Below are 20,192 nucleotides of genomic sequence, written 5' to 3' on the forward strand. Positions count from 1 at the left end.
ACATCGATTGTCAGCTGGCCCGATCGGTCCCCGGGTCGACGCTGCGGAGGTGACGCTTGCCCGCGTCCGACGACTCCAGCGCGGCCAGGGCCTCGCGCAGCGCCGCGGCCTCGTCCGCGCCGACCTTCCCGACGAAACTCACCAGGGCCGCGGCCCGTCCCTCGGACGCGTCGGCCTGCTCGAGTGCGTCGAACATCAGGCTCGCGACGAGCTCGTCGCGGCCGTGCACCGGCACGTAGCGGTGGGCGCGGTCGTCGCGCTGCTGGACCACCAGATTCTTCTTCGCGAGACGCTGCAGCACCGTCATCACGGTGGTGTACGCGAGTTCCCGCCTGGTGGCGAGCGCCTCGTGCACCTGCCGAACCGTCTGGGGTTCGGAACTGGACCACAGGTGGTCCATTACTGCTCGCTCGAGCTCGCCTAGTCCTGCCATGGCCACAGTCTACGGATCGTCCGACGGATGTGCGTACTACCCGCCGTCGTACGCCTCCGGGTGTAAACGTGGGGTGGCCGCCCTACGATGTGCAGCGGCATATCGTGCAGGTCGGATACCGAGAGGCTGCCAGGTGGATTGGCTCTACCGCTTGTCCCTGATCTCGGGATCGTTGCCGTGGATCCTGACCGGCCTCGGCGCGCTCGGCGGGGTGTGGCTGCTGGTCGCGCCGACCCGTTCCCGCGCTTACCGGCGTCGCACCATCCCCCTCTGCGGCACCGCGGCACTCGTGCTCACCGTCGCGCTGTGGCTCGTGGTCGAGAAGTGGTGGCGGCCGTTCCCCGATCCCGTCGAGACCTCGATCTACGTCTGGATCGGGCTCGGCATTCTTGCGCTCCTGCTGCTGGTGGCGAGACTGTTCGCGGACCGTCGAACCTGGCGGACGGTGGTCTCGGTGCTCGCCGCACTCGCGGTCGTCGCCGCTGCGGCGTCCGCGGTGAACCTCGTTTTCGACGCCTATCCCACGGTTCGCGACGCCCTCGGCGTCGAGAACCCCAACGAGATCGACTTCGCGTCGGTCCCTCCCGCCGAACCGCATCCGGTGGTCGGGAAGCCGTTGGACACCGTGTGGCAGCCGCCGCCGGACCTGCCGTCCGCCGGACGGGTCACTGCCGTGCGGATACCCGGCGCGGTCTCGGGATTCGCCGCCCGCGACGCGCAGATCTACCTGCCGCCCGCCTACTTCGCGGACCCGCGGCCACAGCTTCCGGTGCTCGTCCTGCTGGCGGGCCAGCCGGGCTCGCCCGAGGACTGGATCAACGGCGGCAAGCTGGCCCAGACCATGGACGCCTTCGCCGCCGACCACCGGGGCCTCGCGCCGATTGTCGTCGTCGCCGACGCCACCGGCTCCCAGCTCGCCAACCCGCTCTGTGTCGACTCGGCGCTCGGCAACGTCGCGACGTACCTGGCCACCGACGTGCCCGCGTGGGTCACGGCCAATCTCCAGGTCGACCCCGACCCCCGCGCGTGGGCGATCGGCGGGCTGTCCTACGGCGGCACCTGCGCGCTGCAGATGGCCACCAACCATCCCGACCGGTACCCGACCTTCCTCGACCTCTCCGGCCAGGAGGAACCGACGCTCGGCGACCACCGGCGCACCCTCGACGCGGCGTTCCGTGGTGACGAGGCGCAGTTCCGGGCCGTCAACCCGATGGACCTGATGGCCCGGCAGAAGTTCCCGAACACCGCGGGCGTGTTCGTGGTCGGGCGCGACGACAAGGACTACAAGCCGGGGGTCCACACCCTGTACGAGGCGGCGCAGCGCGCCGGCATGGACGTGCGGCTGGTCGAGGTTCCCGGCGGCCACAGCTTCGCGGTGTGGTCCGCCGGCCTCGAGCAGGAACTCGGATGGCTGTCGACGCGAATGGGACTGGTCTCGTGACGACGGCGGTCACGGCGGTGGACCGGCAGTCCCGGCGGATCGTCGACCTGGTCCGGTCGGGCGCATCGGGCGCGCCGGTCAGCATCGGCGCGCTCGTGCTGATCTGGGTGCTCGGCGCCGCGACGTCGAGCCTCGGTGGACCGACCCGCTACGTGCTGCGGCATTTCGCCGCCGGCATCATGCCGTTCGAACACGGCCGGGTCTGGACGACGCTGACCTCCGGGCTGTTCGCGCCCAGCCTGATCGGGTACCTGATCGCGACGGTGCTGATCGTCGTGGTCGCCGCCCCGATCGAACACCGGATCGGGTCGGCGAGGTTCGCGGCCGCGGCGGTGTGTACCCAGGTGTTCGGCACCCTGATCGCCCTCGGTGTCTCGGACGCGGTCAAGCTCGTCGACGAGGGTTGGGGGTTCCGACTGCACGTCGGTGCCGCGGTGTCGCCGACGACGTGGATCGCAGGCGTCGTGATGGTCGCCAGTTCCGGCATGAACACGCTGTGGCGGCGTCGGCTGCGGGTGGGCCTGCTCGCGCTGCTCATCACGCTCGCCCTGTTCAGCGGCCACCTGCTGGACATGGTGCGGCTCAGCGCCGCGGTGGTCGGCCTGCTGATCGGGCCGTGGATCGTCGGGCGGTCCGCGCGTGGTGCCCGGCTGACCGGCACCCAGCGCGAGGGTCGGGTCCTCGTCGCGCTCGTCGTCGCGGCCAGCGCGCTCGGCCCCGTCCTGGCTGCGCTGTCGCCGAACGCGGTCGGCCCGCTCGCGGTCCTGCGCGAGCTGTTCCGCGGGGTGGGGTGGACGCCCGACGAGGTCCGCGAGTTCTGCGCGCAGTCGCGCAGCAGCGAGGAGTGCCGGCGCGGGCTGCTGGGGTTGCGACTGGGCGGCATCGGCCCCACCCTGCTGAGCCTGATGCCGTCGATCTTCCTGCTCGTCCTCGCGGACGGGTTGCGCCGCGGACGCCGGTTCGCCTGGATCGCGGCGGTCGTGGCGCAGGCGATCCTGCTGGCGCTCTCGCTCGCCAACTTCGCGGTGCGGTTCGTCGGATTCGTCGGGAAGGAGTCGATCTTCTACGGCCTCGACTCGCCGAACCTGTACCGGACGCTGGCGCCGTTCCTGACCCCGCTCGCGATCCTGGTGGTGCTCGTCGCCACGCGGGGCTTCTTCACCGTGTCCGCGCCGCGTGGCACCTACCGGCGACTGTGGCTGCTGATCCTCGCGGTCGCGGCGGTGCTCGGCGTGGGGTACGTGTCGGGCGCGATGCTCGCGGGCGGCGGCTTCGACCGCCGGCCGGGCTTCGGATCGCTGCTCGTCGACTACCCGCAGCGGCTGATCCCGCCGGTGTACCTGCAGTGGCTCGATCCGCAGTTCCTGCCCGACAGCGCGGTCACCACCCTGCTCTACGAATGGACCGGGGTGCTGTTCTGGACCGTCGTGTGTGCGGCGGTGCTGATGACGTTCCTCACGCCGGCCTACGGCGCCGCGACCGACGACGCCGAGCGGGCTCGCGCGCTGCTGCGTTCGAGCAGCGGCAGCCCGCTGTCCTGGATGACCACCTGGCGCGGCAACCGGTACTGGTTCAGCCCCGACGGGACCAGCTACGTCGCGTACCGGGTGATCTCGGGTGTCGCGCTGACCACCGGCGACCCGGTCGGCCCCCGGGAACGCCTGCGCGAGAACGTCACCGAGTTCGCCGAGTTCGCCACCGGCAACGGCTGGATCCCGTGTTTCTACTCCGTCACCGGGGAGCTGCGGGCGGTGACCGACGGCATCGGCTGGGCGGGCATCCAGGTCGCCGAGGAGACCGTGCTGCGACTGGACGGGCTCGCCTTCACCGGCAAGAAGTTCCAGGACGTGCGGACCGCGCTCAACCGCGCGAAGAAGGCGGGCGTGCACGCCGAGTGGATCAGCTTCCCCAGCGCACCGCTGGCCATCACCGACCAGATCACCGCGATCTCGGAGGAGTGGGTCGCGGACAAGGGGATGCCCGAGATGGGGTTCACCCTGGGCGGCCTCGAGGAGATCGACGACCCGCAGGTGCGCTGCCTGATCGCGGTCGACGCCGAGCGCACCGTGCATGGCGTCACCTCGTGGATGCCGGTGTACCGGGACGGCCAGGTCGTGGGCTGGACGCTGGACTTCATGCGGCGCCGCGCGGAGGGCTTCCGGCCCGCGATGGAGTTCCTCATCGCCTCGGCGGCCCTGCTGCTCGAGGAGGAGGGCGCCGAGTTCGTCAGCCTGTCCGGGGCGCCGTTGGCGAAGGTCGAGGACCCGGCCGGTGCGAGCGCGGACGAGGAGGAGGAACGCGAGCGGACCGCTCTCGGCATCGTCATGGACAAGGTCCTCGACGTGCTCGGTCGCACCCTCGAACCGGTCTACGGCTTCCGCTCCCTGCTCGCGTTCAAGTCGAAGTTCCAACCCGAGTACGTGCCGATGCACATGACCTTCGCGGACCCCGGCGCGCTGCCGAGCATCGGCAACGCGATCGGCCGGGCCTACCTGCCGGAGGTCTCGTTCGGGCAGGGAATGCGGTTGGTGCGCACGATGATTCGCAGCTGAACCGCCGCCCTGGCCATGCGGCCTGTCACGACCGCTGTGCGGTGGTCGGTGCCGCGCCGTCGAGGATCCGTCGCAACTGCCGGGCCTGGCCGGCGAGTTCGCCGGTGGCGGTGTGCAGTTCGGACTCGTCGACGCAGAGTTCGGCGGTGGCCCACACGGTGCGCTGCCGCAGTCGGTACCACGTCGAGGCGGGTGCTCCGGGCCGGAAGTGGGCGCTGAACTCGATGGTCGGGATGGCGTCCGGCGTGGTGCGGGTGGCGTAGAGCGCCGGCGGGAGCGCGTCGAGCAGCACCGCCGCGGTCTCCTGGGGTGTGAACGCGATGTCCGTGGTTAGGCGGATCCAGACGTCGAACTCGGGGACGTCGCCGCCGGCGAACGGGCGGGCCGAGTTCACCGGCCGGATGTCGAGGTACTGCGAGAACGGCACGAAGTCGACGGGGATCTCCAGCGGTGGAAGGGATTCCGGGTCGGTCTCCGGGAGTGTGGGCGGGCCGGGCCACAGGGTGGTGGACTCCGGTGAGCGGTCCAGGCGGACCAGGGCGGTCGCGCAGCCTGCGATCGAGCACCGCGCGCTCGCCGTCGAGCGCCCGCGGTGCTCGACGGCGACGTCGATGCGGAACTCGCCCGGTGGCACCGGGGCGTTCAGGTGCGCGGACACCGCCGTGGGGGTGGCGTCCAGTTCGACGGCCGCGGCGTGAGCCAGGGCCCCGACGACCAGGCCGCCGTGGATGCCGCCGAATCCGCGCCACGAGCTGTCGAATGTGGTGGGAAAGGAGGTGAGCTGACTTTGAATCGCCATAGTCAGAAGGCTACGTTCTGACTATGGTTTGCGCAAGCCAGGTGGCGCCGTCATCGCCGCAGCTCGGCCATCTTGTCCAGCCAGCCGAGCTTGTGCGGGTTCCGGACCGCGTAGATCCGGGAGATACGGCCGTCCTCGACCACCACGCTCACCGCGGTCACCTCGCCACCCACGTCGATCCGCATCGCCGGCATGCCGTTCAAGCACGCGGGTGTCGGCACGAAGTCCGGGATCCGTGCGGCACGGGCCAGGAAGTGCGCCACCTTCTCGGCCCCGACGATCGGCTTGCGGGCCGCCGCCGCGAAGCCGCCGCCGTCCGCGATCACCACCACGTCGGGGGCGAGCGCCGCAAGCAGTGCCTGCACGTCACCGGTCGCGACGGCGGCGAGGAACTTCTCCACGGCCGCCTTTTGCTGCGCTCGGTCCACCTGCATCCGCGGCCGCCGCGCAGCGACGTGGTCGCGGGCACGATGCGCGATCTGCCGGACCGCGGCAGGCGTCTTGCCCACTGCCTCGGCGATCTCGGGATAGGGCGTGTCGAACACCTCGTGCAACACGAACACCGCCCGCTCGGCCGGACCCAGGGTTTCCATCACCGTGAGCATCGCGATCGAGACGTTCTCGGCGAGCTCGACGTCCTCGGCCACGTCGGGGCTGGTGAGCAGCGGCTCGGGCAGCCATTCCCCGACGTAGTCCTCGCGGCGCCTGGCCACCGACCGGAGCCGGTTCAGCGCCTGCCGGGTGACCATCCGGACCAGATAGGCGCGCGGGTCGCGCACCTCACCCTGGTCGACGTCGGTCCACCGCAGCCACGTCTCCTGCACGACGTCCTCGGCATCGACGGCCGAGCCGAGCATCTCGTAGGCGACGGTGAAGAGCAGGCCGCGGTGGGTGACGAACGGGTCGTCGGTCATGTGGTCGACGGTACGGCGAGCGGCGGGAGGTCGCAGGCGGCCGAGAACTCCTGCGACTCGATGCCGAGCGCGGTGTTCGTGCGGGTCATGAGGTTCGCCAGCGCGACGAATGCGGTCAGCTCGACCAGTGCGGCCGGGCCGAGCGCGTCCAGCAGCCTGGCCGACAGTGCGTCGGTGACCGTCGGCGGGGTCCGTGTCATCGCCTCGGCGTACTCCATGACGTCCCGCTCGAGTGGTGTGAAGGCCTCCGACGTGCGCCACCGGGGCACCTCACGCGCCTTTTTCACGTCGAGTCCCTCGTTGTGGGCGTGGAAGTAGCCGTAGTCCAGGCAGAAGCTGCAGCCGACCAGGCTGGCGACCGCCATGTGGGCGAACGACTTCAGGTTCTCGTCGCACTGGTCCCATTTCTGCGCCTTGCGGCCGACGGCGAAGCTGAAGTCGAGGACCTTGCGGTTGTGCCACGCCACCGCGACCGGTTCGGGCACGTCGCCGAACATCCTGCGGGACATCCGCGTGACGATCGCGCCGTAGACGCCGGTCAGTTCTGCCTTCGGGATCCGGGTAGTGCCGGTCATGATTCCTCCTCCGGTTGCCTGCTCATGGCATGAAGACACCGGTGACGAATCGAATGTGACATCGCCATGGGATGTCCGGAGGAGGAGCTGCGGACATGACGCTCGGCCATTTCGGGCTTTGCCCGAAATGGCCTCAGGCCACCGGGCCGCCGACCGACCCGTACACGTGCCGGGTGCCGACCGGGACGATCAGCGGACGGTCCGAGACCGGGTCCTCGATCACGCGGGCCTCGAGCCCGAACACGTCGAGGAGCAGCTCCGGCGAGATCACCTCGGACGGGGTGCCCTGCGCGACGATCGCCCCCTCCGACATCACCACCAGCCGGTCGCTGTACCGGATCGCGAGATTCAGGTCGTGCAGCACCATCACCACGGTCCGGCCGAGCTCGGCGTGCAGCCGGTCCACCAGGTCCAGCACCTCGACCGAGTGAGCGAGGTCGAGGTAGGTGGTCGGCTCGTCGAGCAGCAGGATGTCGGTGCCCTGCGCGAGGGCCATCGAGATCCACGCGCGCTGCCGCTGCCCGCCCGAGAGCTGGTCCACCGACCGGTCGGCGAGCTCGGATACCCCGGTCAGGGCCAGCGCCTTCGCCACCTCGGCCTCGTCGTCGGAGGACCACTGCCGCAGCCACGACTGGTGCGGGTGCCGGCCGCGCGCCACCAGGTCGGCGACGGTGAGGCCTTCCGGTGCGACCGGTGCCTGCGGCAGCATGCCGAGGGTGCGCGCGACGTCCTTGGTGCGCATCTGCGAGATCGCCCGGCCGTCGAGCACGACCTGCCCGGACCTGGGCTTGAGCAGCCGGGCGAGCGAGCGCAGCAGCGTCGACTTGCCGCACCCGTTCGGGCCGATGACGGTGGTCACCACGCCGGTCGGGATCTCGAGGTCGAGGCCGTCGACGATCACCCGATCGCCGTAGCCGACCGTGAGGTTCTCGGCGGCCAGTCGGGTCGCGTGCTCGCTCATGCCGAGACCTTTCGATTGTTGCGAATGAGCAGGTAGATCAGGAACGGCCCGCCGAGGGCGGAGGTGACGATGCCGACCGGCAGTTCGACGGGCAGCACGGTCCGGCCGATGACGTCGCTGCCGAGGACGAGCACGGCGCCGACGAGGCCGGAGGCGAGGATCGGCGGCCCGGGGGTCCGCAGCACACGCATCGCGACCTGCGGTGCGGCGAGCGCGACGAAGCCGATCGGTCCGACCGCCGCGGTGGCGATGGCCGCCAGCGCGACCGCGGCCAGCAGCAGCACCGCCTGGCCGGCCTCCAGTCGCACCCCGAGGGCGCGGGCGTTGTCGTCGCCGAGGCGCAGCGCGCCGAGGGTGCGGGACGACGCGAGCGCGATCGTGCCGACCACCGCGACGCCGATCGCGACCGGCCACACCTGCGCCCAGTCGCTGCCGTTGAGTGAACCGTTGAGCCAGACCTGGGCGCGGGCCACGTCGTTGATGTCCGCGGAGATCAGCATCCACTGGATGGCGGCGATGAGCATCGCGTTCGCCCCGATGCCGATGAGCACGATGCGGTAGCCCTGCACCCCGCCGCGCCACGCGAGCGCGTAGATCGCCACCGCGGTGACGATCCCGCCGAGGAGCGCCGCGAGGGGGATACCCAGCGTCGCGAGCGTGCCGACGAAGGCGCCGCCCCCGGCGACGACGATCAGGGTGACCGCGGCGGCACTGGCGCCCGCCGTGATGCCGAGCAGGTCCGGGCTGGCGAGCGGATTGCGCAGGACGGACTGTGTGACGGCCCCGGAGATGCCGAGCGCGACACCGGTCAGCAGTGCGGTCAGCCCGCGCGGCAGGCGCAGGTCCATCACGATGAACCGCTCGACCTTGGTACCGCCGCCGAGGAGGACGTCGGCGACGGTCGGGACCGGGATCGAGAACTCGCCGCGGCCGATGTTGACGCACAGCAGCACGAACGCCGCGGCCAGCAACGCGACGGTGATCACGACCATCGAGGTGCGCCGAACCAGCGAGATCCGGCCGACCCGGAACGGCGGACGGGCGGGAACGGTGGTGGGCAGGCCCGGTTCCCCGACCGCATCGACGGTCTCGTCGGTCAGGCTCACAGGGACACCAGCTTCCTGCGCCGGACCAGCGCGATGAAGAACGGCGCGCCGAACATGGCCAGCACGATCCCGACCTGCAGTTCGCCGGGACGGACCACGACGCGGCCGATCATGTCGGCGAGCAGCACCATGATGCCGCCGAGGAGGCCGGCGTAGGGGACGAGCCAGCGGTAGTCGGGGCCGGTGATGGAGCGGGCCACGTGCGGCACGACGAGGCCGACGAAGGCGATCGGTCCGCAGGCCGCGGTCGAGGCGCCGGTGAGCAGGACGATGGCGACGATGCCGACGGCGCGGCTGAGCGCGATGTTGGTGCCGAGTCCGCGGGCGACGTCCTCGCCGAGACTGAGCACGTTCAGGCTGGGCGTGCTCGCCAGGGCGATCAGGACACCGATCACCAGGAACGGCAGCACCTGCCAGAGCACCTCGGGTCCGCGTCCGGCCACCGAGCCGACCACCCAGAAGCGGTACCCGTCGAGGCTGGTCTGGTCGAGCATGATGACGGTCTGGGTCATGGCGGACAGGAACATCGTGACCGCGGCGCCGGCGAGCGCGAGGCTCAGTGGGCTGGACCGGCCGTTGCCGATCGCCGACACGCCGAACACGACGACGCTGGCGGCCAGCGAGCCGGCGAAGGCGAACCAGAGGTACTGGCTCGGTCCGGCGAGCCCGAACAGGTAGATCGACATCACGACGAACAGCGCCGCGCCCGCGTTGAGGCCGAGCAGGCCCGCGTCGGCGAGCGGGTTGCGGGTGTGGCCCTGGATCAGGGCGCCGGCGATGCCGAGGGCGACGCCGACGGCGAGGGCGAGCGCGGTGCGGGGGACGCGCAGCGTCCGCACCACCAGGTCGGTGTCGGTCCCGGTCGGGGTGAAGACGGCGTGGAAGATCTCGGCGAAGTCCATCGGTCGTGCGCCGACGGCGATGCTCGCGAGCACGGTGGCGACGAGCAGCAGGGTCAGCGCGGCGAGGCCGAGCAGGCGCCGCCGCCGGATCGCGGGGAGGGTGTTGTCGGCGGCGACCGGCGTGAAGCCCTCCGCGTACGCGGTCGCGGACCGGACGACCTCGGTGCCGGTGCGGGGGAGCAGCGCCCGGCGCGGTCCGAGCGGGTCGCCGGTGACGGCGTCGCGGGTGATCAGGTCGAGCCAGCCCTTGCCGAGGCTCCGGCCGGTGTTGCCCTCGCGGACACCGCGGTTCCACACCAGCAGCGCGGCCGCGACGGCCACGGCGACGCCACCGAAGACGAGACGGTCCATCTGGCCGCCGCCGTTCGCGTCGCGCAGCGCGGTCACCAGGTACCAGCCCACGACCAGCGGTACCGCGACGATCGCGAGGTCCGCGCCGGCCGCGCAGAATCGTCGCCAGCCGGGCGCGGGGCCGCGGGGGACGGCGTCGGCGCCGAACTCCTCGCGGGAGCGGGGGTGCGCGGCAACCGAACCGGTGTCGGGGGTGGTTGTCACGGCGTGTGCTCCTGGTCGGCGAATCGGATCGAGCTTAGGTTACGGAACCCTATCTTGAGCGGAGGGCCGGGTCGCGTCCGGCGGCCAACTTATGGTTAGGCTAACCTTCATTCGAAGATTCGCGGGCCTCGGCTCGACGACCAAGGAGGGTGCCGTGTCAGTGACCGCCGTACGCGAAGGAGCAGTACTCCGGCCGACCGCCGCGCTCGACGAGTCCTGTACCCGACTGCGGGCGGTGCACCGGGACTATCCGCGGGTCTATGCGATCGCGGACATGGCCGAGCAGCCCAAGCGTCGCTGGTGGGCCCTCGCTCAGGGGATTCGCGGGGATCGACTGCACCGGATGGTCGCGCGGGCGTTCGAGGACGTCGGCGATCTCGAGGCCGCGGGGGCCGAGGTGGCGGCAGCGCTGATCCATGCGGTGGTCGGGCGGGTCGCGGCGCTGGTGGTGCTCGAGGGTCGGTCCTGGGATGCGGGGTTGGACAACCTGTGGATCCACATGGACAGCGACGGCTGCATCGACTGGGCCGGAGTGGCCGATCCCGTCCTGCGGGTGCTACCGGGCGACCGCTGGTCCGACTCGCCGGCCGCGGTGACGCTGCCGTGTGAGCGTGCGCTGCTGATGTGGACCGCCTGCCGATGCCGAACCGCGCTCGCGGCCGTGTTCGATGCGCTCGGCGAGGTGGCTCCCGTCGATCGCGGGTTGCTGTGGGCGATGGTGGGGGAGTCCGTGCTCGGCGTCGCGACGCGGATGCCGGCACTCGGAGGCGTGCCCGAGTCGGTCGCCGCGCGCCGGGGGCAGGGCCTGCTCGACGCGTTCGAGGCCGCGGGAGTCCCGGTCCGGGCGCGGGCCGAGCGGCAGCCGATTCGGCGACGGCTCACGGCCGCCCTTGCAAGTTAGGGCAGGCTGCCCTATGGTCGTAGGGCGACGAACTACCGGACCGTGCCGGAGTCCTGAGGGCTGCAGTGACTCCCGGTCCTTCCCGTGACGGGCCCCACATCGCAAGGTGCGGGGCCCGTCGCCATTCCTGCGGTGCCGCGTGCGTGCCTCGCCGCGTCGTCGTGTAGCACTGAGTGGGCAGGGCCGTCGACGAGGGCGGTTCGTGAACGATGGAGTGGAACATGAGCGACGCGGTCTCGATCGGTGACCTGGCCACGGTGGATCCCGCGCAGGCGACCCCCTTCCTGAACAAGGGCTTCGGTGAGGTCCTCGGGCTCGAGTACACCGAACTGAGCGGCGACCGGGTGCGGGCGCAGTGGGCGGCGCGTCCCGAACACCACCAGCCGGCCGGGATCGTCAACGGCGGCGTGTACTGCTCGGTCATCGAGACGCTCGCCAGCATCGGCGGCGGTATCTGGCTGGCCGACCGCGGCCACGTCGTCGGTGTCAACAACAACACCGACTTCCTGCGTGCGGTCCGCGAGGGAACCCTGTTCGCTGAGGCGACCCCCGTGCACCGGGGGCGCACCCAGCAGCTCTGGCAGGTCGCGGTCGTCGACGAGCGAGACAGGCTGATCGCGCGCGGTCAGGTCCGGCTCGCGAACGTTACCGAAATGGACCGGCTCGGAAGCTGATTCGGCGTGAGTGTCGATCCGCTCGAGGCGGATCGGCACTCAGTGCGGCGCGAGGCTTCGCAGGGCCAGTGCGAGTACGCGCTCCATGTCTGCCACGTCGTACCCCTTCCGGGGTTCGCACCCTCGGTCGACGACCAGGTGATTGGACATGGCCAGTCCGTGGAGCAGGACCCACAGCAGCGGGCCGACGTCCCGGGCGTCATCTGCGACGAGGGTGCCGCTCCGCTGCGCCTCGACGACGAGTTCGTTGAAGTGCCCGTTGAAGTCGACGGCGGCGACCTCCAGCACCGGGCTCGGCTTGATCGCGTAGTCGCCTCCGAACTCGAGCCGGTAGTGGTTCGGGAACTCCCACGCGACGCGAACGTAGGCCAGGCAGGCGCGAAACAGCGGGGTCGAGTCGGTCGTGGTGTCCGCGGCCGCACGCTGCATCTCCGTCGTCAGGACGGCGAGGTTCTCGGCGGCCACCGTGCTGAGCAGGTCGTCCTTGTCCTGGAAGTGGCGGTACGGCGCCGTCCGCGACACGTCGGCCGCCGCCCCGACCGCTCGCAGCGTCACGTGAGCCGGCCCGCCCTGCGCGAGGAGGTCGCTGGCCGCGTCGATCAACGCGCGACGAGTGTCCCGGGTACTTTCCTGCATTTTCCGAGGATAGAGGTGGTTGACGCTGTCAACAAGCCGATGCTAGGTTGACGCTGTCAACCTGATCGCATGACTCGCCTGCGCTCGGAATCTCCTCCGGTCGAGGTGACGGGTCGTGTCGGACTGGTTGGTCCGGTCCTTGCCGACTTCCCGTGCAGCTAGAAGGGGTACTCATGGCTACCGCCCAGGAGCAGATCGTCGCTGGTATCGCCGAGATCGTCGAGGAGGTGACCGGCATCGAGCCAACCGAGGTGACGATCGAGAAGTCGTTCGTCGACGACCTCGACATCGACTCGCTGTCGCTGGTCGAGATCGCCGTGCAGCTCGAGGACAAGTACGGCGTCACGATCCCCGACGAGGACATGCAGCGTCTGAGGACCGTCGGCGAGGCGGTGACCTACGTCCAGAAGATGGAAGGCGAGAACTCCGAGCTTGCGTCGGAGCTGAAGGCGAAGGTCGAACAAGGGCGGGCCGAGTAGCGGGCACCCGGTGACATCGACACCGCAGGCGAGTCCTCTCGACCTGCTCCGTTCGGATCTCGACACATGGAACTCCCTACGGGCGGTGCACGACTCGGGGATCGTCGATCTCGTCGACATCGACCTCGCGGGCGCAAATCTTGCGGGTGCGAACCTGGCCGGCGTCGACCTCACCGGTGCCGACCTGTCGGGAGCCGACCTCACCGACGCCACCCTCGCAGGGGCAGTCCTGACCTCCGCCGAGTTCCTCGGCGCCGTCCTGACGAGGGCCGATCTCGCCGGCGTTCTCGCGCATGACGCCAACTTCACCGGTGCGTACCTCACCCGGGCCGACCTGCGGGACGCCGACCTGACGATGACGTATCTGACGTCGACGTTCCTCGGGCACGCGACTCTCGCGGGAGCGGACCTCTCCGGCGCGTACATGACCGGCGCGTACCTCGGCGACGCCGACCTGACCGGCGCGACCCTGATCGGGACGTACCTGGCCAAGGCCAACCTGACCGGGGCGAACCTCGCCGGTGCGGTCCTCGACGGTGCCGATCTCACCGACGTCACGCTGCCGGACGGCACGGCGCCCTACTGACCTACTCCGATCGGCGCATCTGGATGAGTTCAGGGTGCAGATCGCTCGTTCCGTCCCCGACGCATGCAGTGAGCGCTCACCCAGCAGATCCGGTCGCGTTCGTGATGAATTCGTCTGCGCGGTGGGTGATGTGGTCGTGTAGTCGAGCCACGGCGGCGGTCGGTCGGTGAATGCCCGTGGCGAGTCCGATGGTCCGGTCGCTCATCCCGGACAGGGGAATGCTCACGAGTTCGGAGTGAGGGGTTTCCGCGGCCGGCAGTGCGGCGATGCCGAGTCCGTGGCCGACGAGGACTCGGATCGTCTCGAACTCGCTGATCTCGAATGCTACGTGTGGGGTGAATCCTGCTTCGGCGCAGTGCGAGTCGAGGATCTGGCGTAGTTGGTAGGACGGTGGGCTGGCGATGAAGTGCTCTTCGGAGAGGTCCGCGAGATCGACCTGTGTGTGTCCGGCCAGCGGGTGGGTGCGTGCGACGTGGAGCAGGATGCGCTGGTGCCCCAGGACCGTCACGGGAAGGTCGTCGGGTGGCGGGATGATGACCGCGAGATCGATGCGGCCATCGCGCACCATTGCGGCGAGCGCTTCACCGTGCGCCTGTACGAGGTGCAGTCGGATTCTCGGAGCGACACGGTGGAATTCGGCGAGCAGCGACGGGATGCTCACCGGTCCGAGGGTGAGCGGAAAGCCGAATCGTACGAGTCCGCTGTCGGGGTCGGCGTTGCTGCGCACCGCGCTCACGGCGTCGTCGAGTGCCCACACCAGGTCGCGCGTTCGTTCGTGAAGTTCGCGCCCGGCGGTGGTGAGGGAGACTCCGCGTCCGACCTGTTGGAACAGGGGCACGCCCAGCGTCTGTTCCAGGGCCTTGATGCGCCGGCTCAGTGACGACTGCGGCACGCCGAGGAGGTCCGCTGCCCGGGTGATGTGGCCTTCGCGGGCGGCGGCGTCGAAGGCGGCAAGCAGTGGAACCGCGGCCGCGGCCTCGTCCGACAGAAACCGATCCACATTCGGATCATATGACCTCGATCTGGTCATTGGACGGATGAGAAGTCCGGGAGCACCCTGAGGAGCACCACCGGCGACAAGGAGTGCGATCCCATGGACCACAGTGAATCGGGCAGCGCGGGAACGGCTATCGACCGCGAGGTGGTCGACGTCGTCCTCGTCGGTGGGGGCATCATGTCCGCGACGCTCGGGGCGTTGCTCGCCAGGTTGCAGCCCGACTGGTCGATCGTCGTGCTCGAGCGTCTCGGCGAGCTCGCGGGCGAGAGTTCGGGTCCGTGGCACAACGCCGGCACCGGCCATGCCGGGCTGTGCGAGCTCAACTACATGCCCGATCCCGGGGACTCGGGGAAGGCCGAGGCCATCGGACGCCAGTTCCATCTCTCACGTCAGTTCTGGGCCGCGCTCGTCGAGGGCGGCGACCTGCCCACCCCCGCGTCGTTCATCAACCCGACCCCGCACATGGACGTCGTCTTCGGCGATCGCGACGTCGACTACCTGCGGCAACGGTTCGCCACCCTGCAGCGTTCGCCGCTGTTCTCGGCGATGATGTACACCGAGGACCCCGACATGATCCGCCGCTGGGCGCCACTGTTGGTGGACGGCCGCACCGACAACGAGCCGATCGCCGCGACGCGCTACGAGGACGGCACCGACGTCGACTTCGGCGCCCTGACCCGGGCCCTGGTCCAGGCCATGGCCGGACGCGGGGCGCAGGTCCGCCTGCGCCACGACGTCTCCCGAATGGCGAGGGGAGTCGACGGTCTGTGGACCGTGACGGGCCGCGACCGTAGCGGCGGCGACCGCTTCCGGATCAGGTCCCGGTTCGTCTTCGTCGGTGCCGGCGGATATGCCCTCGAGCTCCTGCAGAAGGCCAGGATCCCGGAGGTTCGTGGGTACGCGGTGTTCCCACTCGGTGCGCAGTTCCTGCGCACCGGCAACCCCGACGTCGTCGCACAGCACGACGCGAAGGTCTACAGCCAAGCCTCCGTCGGTGCCCCACCGATGTCGGTGCCCCACCTCGACAAGCGAGTCGTCGACGGGCTCCCGTCGCTGATGTTCGGGCCCTACGCCACCTTCAGCACCAGACTCCTCAAACACGGCAGGCTCGTCGACCTGTTCACCACAATCCGACCGCGCAACATCGCACCGCTGGTCGCCGTCGGTGTCCAGAACCTGCCGCTGCTGCGGTACCTGATCGGTGAGTTGCTGGCATCACGACGACGAAAGTTCGCACAGCTGAAGCGGTTCTACCCCGGCGCCGACCCCGACGACTGGGAGCTCGTCCAGGCCGGCCAACGCGCGCAGTTGATCAAACCCCACCCCCGCAAGGTCGGCGTTCTGACCTTCGGGACCGAACTGGTCACCGGCGCCGGCGGCACCATCGCCGGACTGCTCGGCGCCTCACCCGGTGCCTCGATCGCGCCGTCCGTGATGGTCGACCTCCTCGCCACCTGCTTCCCCGACCGCTACGACGGATGGGAGCCGACGTTGCAGGCGCTCATGCCCGGCATCGGGACCCGAGTGGACGCAGACCAGCACACCGTCGACAGCAACCTCGACCGCACCGGGCGAATTCTGGGCGCGGCGTGATCCAGGCTCTTGATCCGGCCGGTCGACGATTCCCGCTGCGCGAGGGGCAGGATCCGTATCATTGCCGGATCCCGGGGCTGTCGAGGGCACAATCGGTCTGATGGTGGGGACGCCTACGTTCGGTGGGCGCTGGACAGCAGTCGCCTTCTGGCGATTCCTTCGGTGGGGGAGGGTATGGACGCACCCAGCACGGCGCAGGCCGGAGAGTGGATGCGGGGTTACGTCGCCGAGACACTCGCACGCGCCGATCTCGAATCGTTCATCGACAACGTCGCGCACTCGATGGGCTCGGACGTTCCGGAGTTGTCGACGGATGCGGAAATTCTGCGTGACCTTCAGCTGGCTGTTCGCAGCCAGTTCCGGCTCATCCTTGCAGTGAGGCAGTCGGATTCCTCTCCTCGATGGTCGATTCCGGTGGCCGCGGAAGCTCATTCGTTGGCCCGGACCATGGCGCGGCGGGGACTCGAGCTCCGGGTCCTCTCCCGGCTCTACCATGCTGGCCACCGGGCCGTGTGGCGGTTTGTCACGGACTTTGTCGACAACGCGGACGTGCCGTCGGACTTCAAGGTGCGGCTCGTCGTCACGATGTGGGAGCAGACGAGTGAGGTCATGAACTCGATGCTCGAGGAACTCACGGCCACGTACGCCGGAGAACGCGAGAGGCTGCTCAGCGGAGCATTCTCGATGCGGGTGAACACGGTCCGGGAGATCCTGGACGGCAGCCTGGACAACACCGAGGACGCATCGGTACGGCTCAGCTACCCGGTTCACCGCGTCAACACCTCGCTGGTGTTGTGGACGACCGACCACGCCATCTCGATCGACTCGCAGATCTTCGAGCCATTGGCCCAGCGGCTCGCGCGGTCCGCGTCGGCGACTGAAGTCATCTGCGTTCCATCGGGGGCGAGGGGGCTGTGGGTGTGGATGGTGTCGGGCAACACCGAGGAACCGACGATTGATGCTGCACTCGTGCCCCCCGGCATTCGTGTCGCGGTCGGCCGGCCCGGTCAAGGTATCGACGGGTTCCGGCGAACCCACCGCGAGGCACAGGCTGCGCAGCAGATCGCCACGCGCGCACAGCGCGGCCGGCCCGTAACCACCTATCGGGACGTCGAACTCGTCTCGATGCTCGCCGCACGACCCGAGGCCGTGCGCACTCTCGTCGAACGTGAACTGCTCGGGTTGTCGGGTGACGACGACCTGTCCGTGCGCCTGCGGGAGACACTGCGCGCAGTCCTGGCGCATCAAGGGAACATCGAGGCCGCGGCCCGCCAACTCGCCGTGCACAAGAACACCGTGCGATACCGCGCGCAACAGATCGAGGAGCGTCTCGGCCGGCGAATCGGCAGCCGTGCGCTACACCTGGAACTGGCCCTCGACTGCTTCGACACATTCGGCGTCCACGCGATCGCAGGTGTATCGACCGAACAATCGCGCAAGGGAAGCTTGGACAACCAGGCCAAACCGCCGAACACGAACTCCTGCCAGGCTGACTGTCAGCAGCCTGAAACGAGGAGGTCATAGTGCGAACACCGAATGTCCCTGCCGGATTCGACCCCACCGATCCCGACATCTACGCCACCCACGTGCCGCGCGCGGAATTCGCGGAACTACGGAAGACTGCACCGGTCTGGTGGTGTCCACAGCCCCCGACCACCGGTGGGTTTCACGACGACGGCTATTGGGTCGTCACCCGGCACGAGGACGTCAAGGAGGTCTCACGCGACAGCGACGTGTACTCGACCTGGGAGAACACCGCGATCGCCCGATTCAACGACGACATCCCTCGCGAAGCCATCGAACTGCAGCGCCACATCCTGCTGTTCAAGGATGCGCCGGAGCACACCAAGCTGCGCAAGATCATCGCCCGTGGCTTCACTCCACGAGCGGTCGCCGGCCTCGAGGACGCACTGTCCGAGCGCGCGGCGAAGATCGTCGACGAGGCCCTGGCTGCGGGGGCAGGCGACTTCGTCGCCAGGGTCGCCAGTGAGCTACCGCTGCAGGCGATCGCGGAGCTCATCGGCATCCCGCAAGACGATCGAGGCAAGGTCTTCGACTGGTCCAACCAGATGACCGGTTACGACGACCCGGAGTTCGAGGGCGACCCTCAGGTCGCGTCGATGGAACTCCTCGGATACGCCTACCAGATGGCGGACGAGCGAAAGAAATGCCCCGCCGACGACATCCTCACCCAGCTGCTGCAGGCCGACATCGACGGTGACGAGCTCAGCCCCGAGGAGTTCGGGTTCTTCGTCATCCTGCTCGCCGTCGCGGGCAACGAGACCACTCGAAACGCCATCACCCACGGAATGATCGCGTTCCTCGAGAACCCGGACCAGTGGGAGCTGTACAAGAGCGAGCGCCCGCGCACCGCCGCCGACGAGATCGTCCGCTGGGCCACCCCCGTCACCTCGTTTCAGCGGACCGCGTTGGTAGACACCACACTCGGCGGTCAGAGGATCAGTAAGGGCGACCGGGTCGTCATGTTCTATGCCTCGGCCAACTTCGACGAGGACGTCTTCGACGAACCGATGACCTTCGACATCACGCGGGATCCGAACCCGCACCTGGGTTTCGGCGGGACCGGAGCCCATTTCTGCATCGGTGCGAACCTGGCGCGACTCGAGATCGACCTGATCTTCAACGCGATCGCCGACCACATGCCGGACATCACCAAGCTGGGCGACCCGAAACGACTCCGATCCGGCTGGTTGAACGGGATCAAGGAGTTCTCGGTGGATTTCACCGGTCGGTGCCCGGTCGATCACTGACCATCGACACGGATGATTTGCGCGCTACGGACTGTCCGATGATCGGTGGATCCGCCGTGTCATCGGGCAGTCCTTTGTGTTGCGGCGCGTCCGTCGAGCCCAGCGAGGAACCTGCTACTCGTGCACCGGCGATGCCTCGAGGACCATACCGACGTCTCGACGCGCGAGGTCTGCCAGATCCGGATGCTGCTCCCGCAGCAGCGCCCGAACCGGGCGCTGCTAGAACGTGATCTCGTCCGAAGTCATCGAGTCGGGACGTGCTCGTCGAGGAATTGCTGTGTCGTGTCGGCAATCGCCGCAGCGTGTGCGTGGAACAGGTAGTGGTGGCCGTCCATAGTCGTGACCTGCTGGATCGTCGGGTTGCTGATCGCGGCGCGGTGGGAGGGTTCCCATTCCGGCTCCACCTGGAGTGAGGTGGTGGCGAGGATCGACAGGGACGGCAGCGTCGGCGGGAACACGGCGCCCTCGGCCGCTTGCACGTTCTCGGCCTCGCGGGCCATCTCGTCCAGTACGGTCGGGTTCAACACCCACGAGTACGCACGCAGGTACAGGTCCTGCTGGTCCGCGGTGTACTCGGCCGCGTCGCCAAGGCTCTCCCGGTAGTCGGCTGTCAGTCCCAGGTAGTCGGTGCTCTTGTCCAGGGCGATCAGGTCTCGGGTGCCACCGACAGCGTTGATGCCGGCCATCCAGCTCGGCCAGTCGGGGGAGTCATGGGCGCCGTCGGAGGTGTAGCGCTCGTCGTCCAGGCCCACCACGGCGGCGACCTCGTCCGGGTGGCGGGTGGTCCACCACATCGCGTACAGGCCCGAAATCGAATGGGGCATCAGGACGTAGGGACCGCTGAGTCCCAGCTTGCGGAGCGCGACCCGGATCTCGCCGACGATCGCCTCGCTGGTGCGTGGGACGTCGGTGCCGTCACTGAGACCCAGCCCGAGAGGTTCGACGGTGACGACCGTGTTCTGCTCGGCCAGGCGCCGGGCCAGCGGGGCGAAGCCGAGGATCGGTTCCGGCGTGGCAAGGCCGGGCATCAGGACGATGGTTCGCGGTCCCGAGCCCTGGACCGCGGCACTCATCCGGTGCCCGTTCACGTCGACGTACCGGTGCTCGGGGCCGATCAGCTGCTCGATAGCCTGCTTGTCGCGCGGCGTCTGCAACCAATGGACCGCCGTTGAAATGGCAACGGCAACAACGACTACCGAGACCAACCCGACGACTATCCATCGCGCCACACGAAGTGGCCTGCGTCGTGGCGTAGGAATCGTCGAATCCCCTGCACCACTTGGTCGATCGTCATCAGTCCGCTCGTCTGATTCCATG

19 protein-coding genes are annotated in these 20,192 nt (G+C 69.2%); 9 read left to right on the forward strand and 10 right to left on the reverse strand.

The features are described 5' to 3' along the window. Positions 1–10: 10 nt before the first annotated feature. On the reverse strand, positions 11–433 hold the full coding sequence (locus tag ACFVH2_RS16160; RefSeq protein WP_378426463.1) for a BlaI/MecI/CopY family transcriptional regulator: 423 nt from the start codon (positions 431–433) through the stop codon (positions 11–13). Between the two features lie 133 nt (positions 434–566). On the opposite strand from ACFVH2_RS16160, the gene ACFVH2_RS16165 reads away from it, so the two are divergent. Beyond that, positions 567–1,874: an alpha/beta hydrolase gene (locus tag ACFVH2_RS16165; RefSeq protein WP_378426465.1), complete on the forward strand. Its 1,308-nt coding sequence runs from the start codon at positions 567–569 to the stop codon at positions 1,872–1,874. After that, positions 1,841–4,426 carry a bifunctional lysylphosphatidylglycerol flippase/synthetase MprF gene (locus ACFVH2_RS16170; RefSeq protein WP_378426466.1) on the forward strand — a complete coding sequence of 862 codons (2,586 nt, stop codon included), beginning with the start codon at positions 1,841–1,843 and terminating at the stop codon, positions 4,424–4,426. The genes ACFVH2_RS16165 and ACFVH2_RS16170 overlap by 34 nt, the downstream gene beginning before the upstream one ends. Positions 4,427–4,451: 25 nt before the next feature. Here the strand turns inward: ACFVH2_RS16170 and ACFVH2_RS16175 are convergent, their stop codons facing one another. The 6 genes from ACFVH2_RS16175 to ACFVH2_RS16200 form a co-directional block, all read right to left on the reverse strand. Beyond that, positions 4,452–5,225 (reverse strand): thioesterase family protein, encoded by a 774-nt coding sequence (locus tag ACFVH2_RS16175; protein WP_378426468.1) that lies wholly within the window; start codon positions 5,223–5,225, stop codon positions 4,452–4,454. A 50-nt stretch (positions 5,226–5,275) separates the two neighbouring features. After that, on the reverse strand, positions 5,276–6,139 hold the full coding sequence (locus ACFVH2_RS16180; RefSeq protein WP_378426470.1) for an RNA polymerase sigma-70 factor: 864 nt from the start codon (positions 6,137–6,139) through the stop codon (positions 5,276–5,278). Further along, the gene (locus ACFVH2_RS16185; protein ID WP_378426472.1) at positions 6,136–6,714 is read right to left on the reverse strand and encodes a carboxymuconolactone decarboxylase family protein; all 579 of its coding nucleotides are present in this window, start codon (positions 6,712–6,714) and stop codon (positions 6,136–6,138) included. The genes ACFVH2_RS16180 and ACFVH2_RS16185 overlap by 4 nt, the downstream gene beginning before the upstream one ends. Before the next feature lie 133 nt (positions 6,715–6,847). Further along, positions 6,848–7,675, reverse strand: coding sequence for an ABC transporter ATP-binding protein (locus ACFVH2_RS16190; RefSeq protein ID WP_378426474.1), 828 nt, complete (start codon positions 7,673–7,675; stop codon positions 6,848–6,850). Then, complete coding sequence (locus tag ACFVH2_RS16195; protein ID WP_378426637.1) at positions 7,672–8,667, reverse strand: FecCD family ABC transporter permease; 996 nt, start codon at positions 8,665–8,667, stop codon at positions 7,672–7,674. Before ACFVH2_RS16195 ends, ACFVH2_RS16190 begins: the two co-directional genes overlap by 4 nt. A gap of 110 nt (positions 8,668–8,777) precedes the next feature. Then, entirely contained in the window at positions 8,778–10,238 is a 1,461-nt protein-coding gene (locus ACFVH2_RS16200) for a FecCD family ABC transporter permease (RefSeq protein WP_378426476.1), read from the reverse strand. A gap of 154 nt (positions 10,239–10,392) precedes the next feature. Between ACFVH2_RS16200 and ACFVH2_RS16205 the strand changes: the two genes are divergently transcribed. Together ACFVH2_RS16205 and ACFVH2_RS16210 are read left to right on the forward strand one after the other, a co-directional pair. Then, positions 10,393–11,139: a hypothetical protein gene (locus ACFVH2_RS16205; protein ID WP_378426477.1), complete on the forward strand. Its 747-nt coding sequence runs from the start codon at positions 10,393–10,395 to the stop codon at positions 11,137–11,139. 221 nt (positions 11,140–11,360) lie between these two features. Beyond that, complete coding sequence (locus tag ACFVH2_RS16210) at positions 11,361–11,813, forward strand: PaaI family thioesterase (RefSeq protein WP_378426479.1); 453 nt, start codon at positions 11,361–11,363, stop codon at positions 11,811–11,813. 39 nt (positions 11,814–11,852) lie between these two features. On the opposite strand, the gene ACFVH2_RS16215 is transcribed toward ACFVH2_RS16210, so the two are convergent. After that, a complete protein-coding gene (locus ACFVH2_RS16215; protein ID WP_378426481.1) occupies positions 11,853–12,449 on the reverse strand; it encodes a TetR/AcrR family transcriptional regulator in 597 nt (198 codons plus the stop codon). Positions 12,450–12,622: 173 nt separating this feature from the next. Between ACFVH2_RS16215 and acpM the strand changes: the two genes are divergently transcribed. Further along, positions 12,623–12,928: a meromycolate extension acyl carrier protein AcpM gene (gene acpM, locus ACFVH2_RS16220; protein WP_378426483.1), complete on the forward strand. Its 306-nt coding sequence runs from the start codon at positions 12,623–12,625 to the stop codon at positions 12,926–12,928. Positions 12,929–12,938: 10 nt separating this feature from the next. Further along, positions 12,939–13,514 carry a pentapeptide repeat-containing protein gene (locus ACFVH2_RS16225; protein ID WP_378426485.1) on the forward strand — a complete coding sequence of 192 codons (576 nt, stop codon included), beginning with the start codon at positions 12,939–12,941 and terminating at the stop codon, positions 13,512–13,514. 76 nt (positions 13,515–13,590) lie between these two features. Here the strand turns inward: ACFVH2_RS16225 and ACFVH2_RS16230 are convergent, their stop codons facing one another. After that, on the reverse strand, positions 13,591–14,514 hold the full coding sequence (locus ACFVH2_RS16230) for a LysR family transcriptional regulator (RefSeq protein ID WP_378426487.1): 924 nt from the start codon (positions 14,512–14,514) through the stop codon (positions 13,591–13,593). Positions 14,515–14,607: 93 nt separating this feature from the next. On the opposite strand from ACFVH2_RS16230, the gene mqo reads away from it, so the two are divergent. From mqo to ACFVH2_RS16245, 3 genes are read left to right on the forward strand one after another with little or no spacing between them, the layout of a single operon-like run. Beyond that, on the forward strand, positions 14,608–16,104 hold the full coding sequence (gene mqo, locus ACFVH2_RS16235) for a malate dehydrogenase (quinone) (RefSeq protein WP_378426489.1): 1,497 nt from the start codon (positions 14,608–14,610) through the stop codon (positions 16,102–16,104). Positions 16,105–16,113: 9 nt separating this feature from the next. Continuing rightward, positions 16,114–17,628 (forward strand): PucR family transcriptional regulator, encoded by a 1,515-nt coding sequence (locus tag ACFVH2_RS16240; RefSeq protein ID WP_378426491.1) that lies wholly within the window; start codon positions 16,114–16,116, stop codon positions 17,626–17,628. Further along, positions 17,628–18,875 (forward strand): cytochrome P450, encoded by a 1,248-nt coding sequence (locus ACFVH2_RS16245; RefSeq protein WP_378426493.1) that lies wholly within the window; start codon positions 17,628–17,630, stop codon positions 18,873–18,875. The genes ACFVH2_RS16240 and ACFVH2_RS16245 overlap by 1 nt, the downstream gene beginning before the upstream one ends. 242 nt (positions 18,876–19,117) lie before the next feature. On the opposite strand, the gene ACFVH2_RS16250 is transcribed toward ACFVH2_RS16245, so the two are convergent. Further along, positions 19,118–20,029 carry an alpha/beta fold hydrolase gene (locus tag ACFVH2_RS16250; RefSeq protein ID WP_378426495.1) on the reverse strand — a complete coding sequence of 304 codons (912 nt, stop codon included), beginning with the start codon at positions 20,027–20,029 and terminating at the stop codon, positions 19,118–19,120. Positions 20,030–20,192 lie beyond the last annotated feature (163 nt).

Source organism: Rhodococcus sp. NPDC127527 (assembly GCF_042672245.1).
Taxonomy (GTDB): domain Bacteria; phylum Actinomycetota; class Actinomycetes; order Mycobacteriales; family Mycobacteriaceae; genus Rhodococcus_G.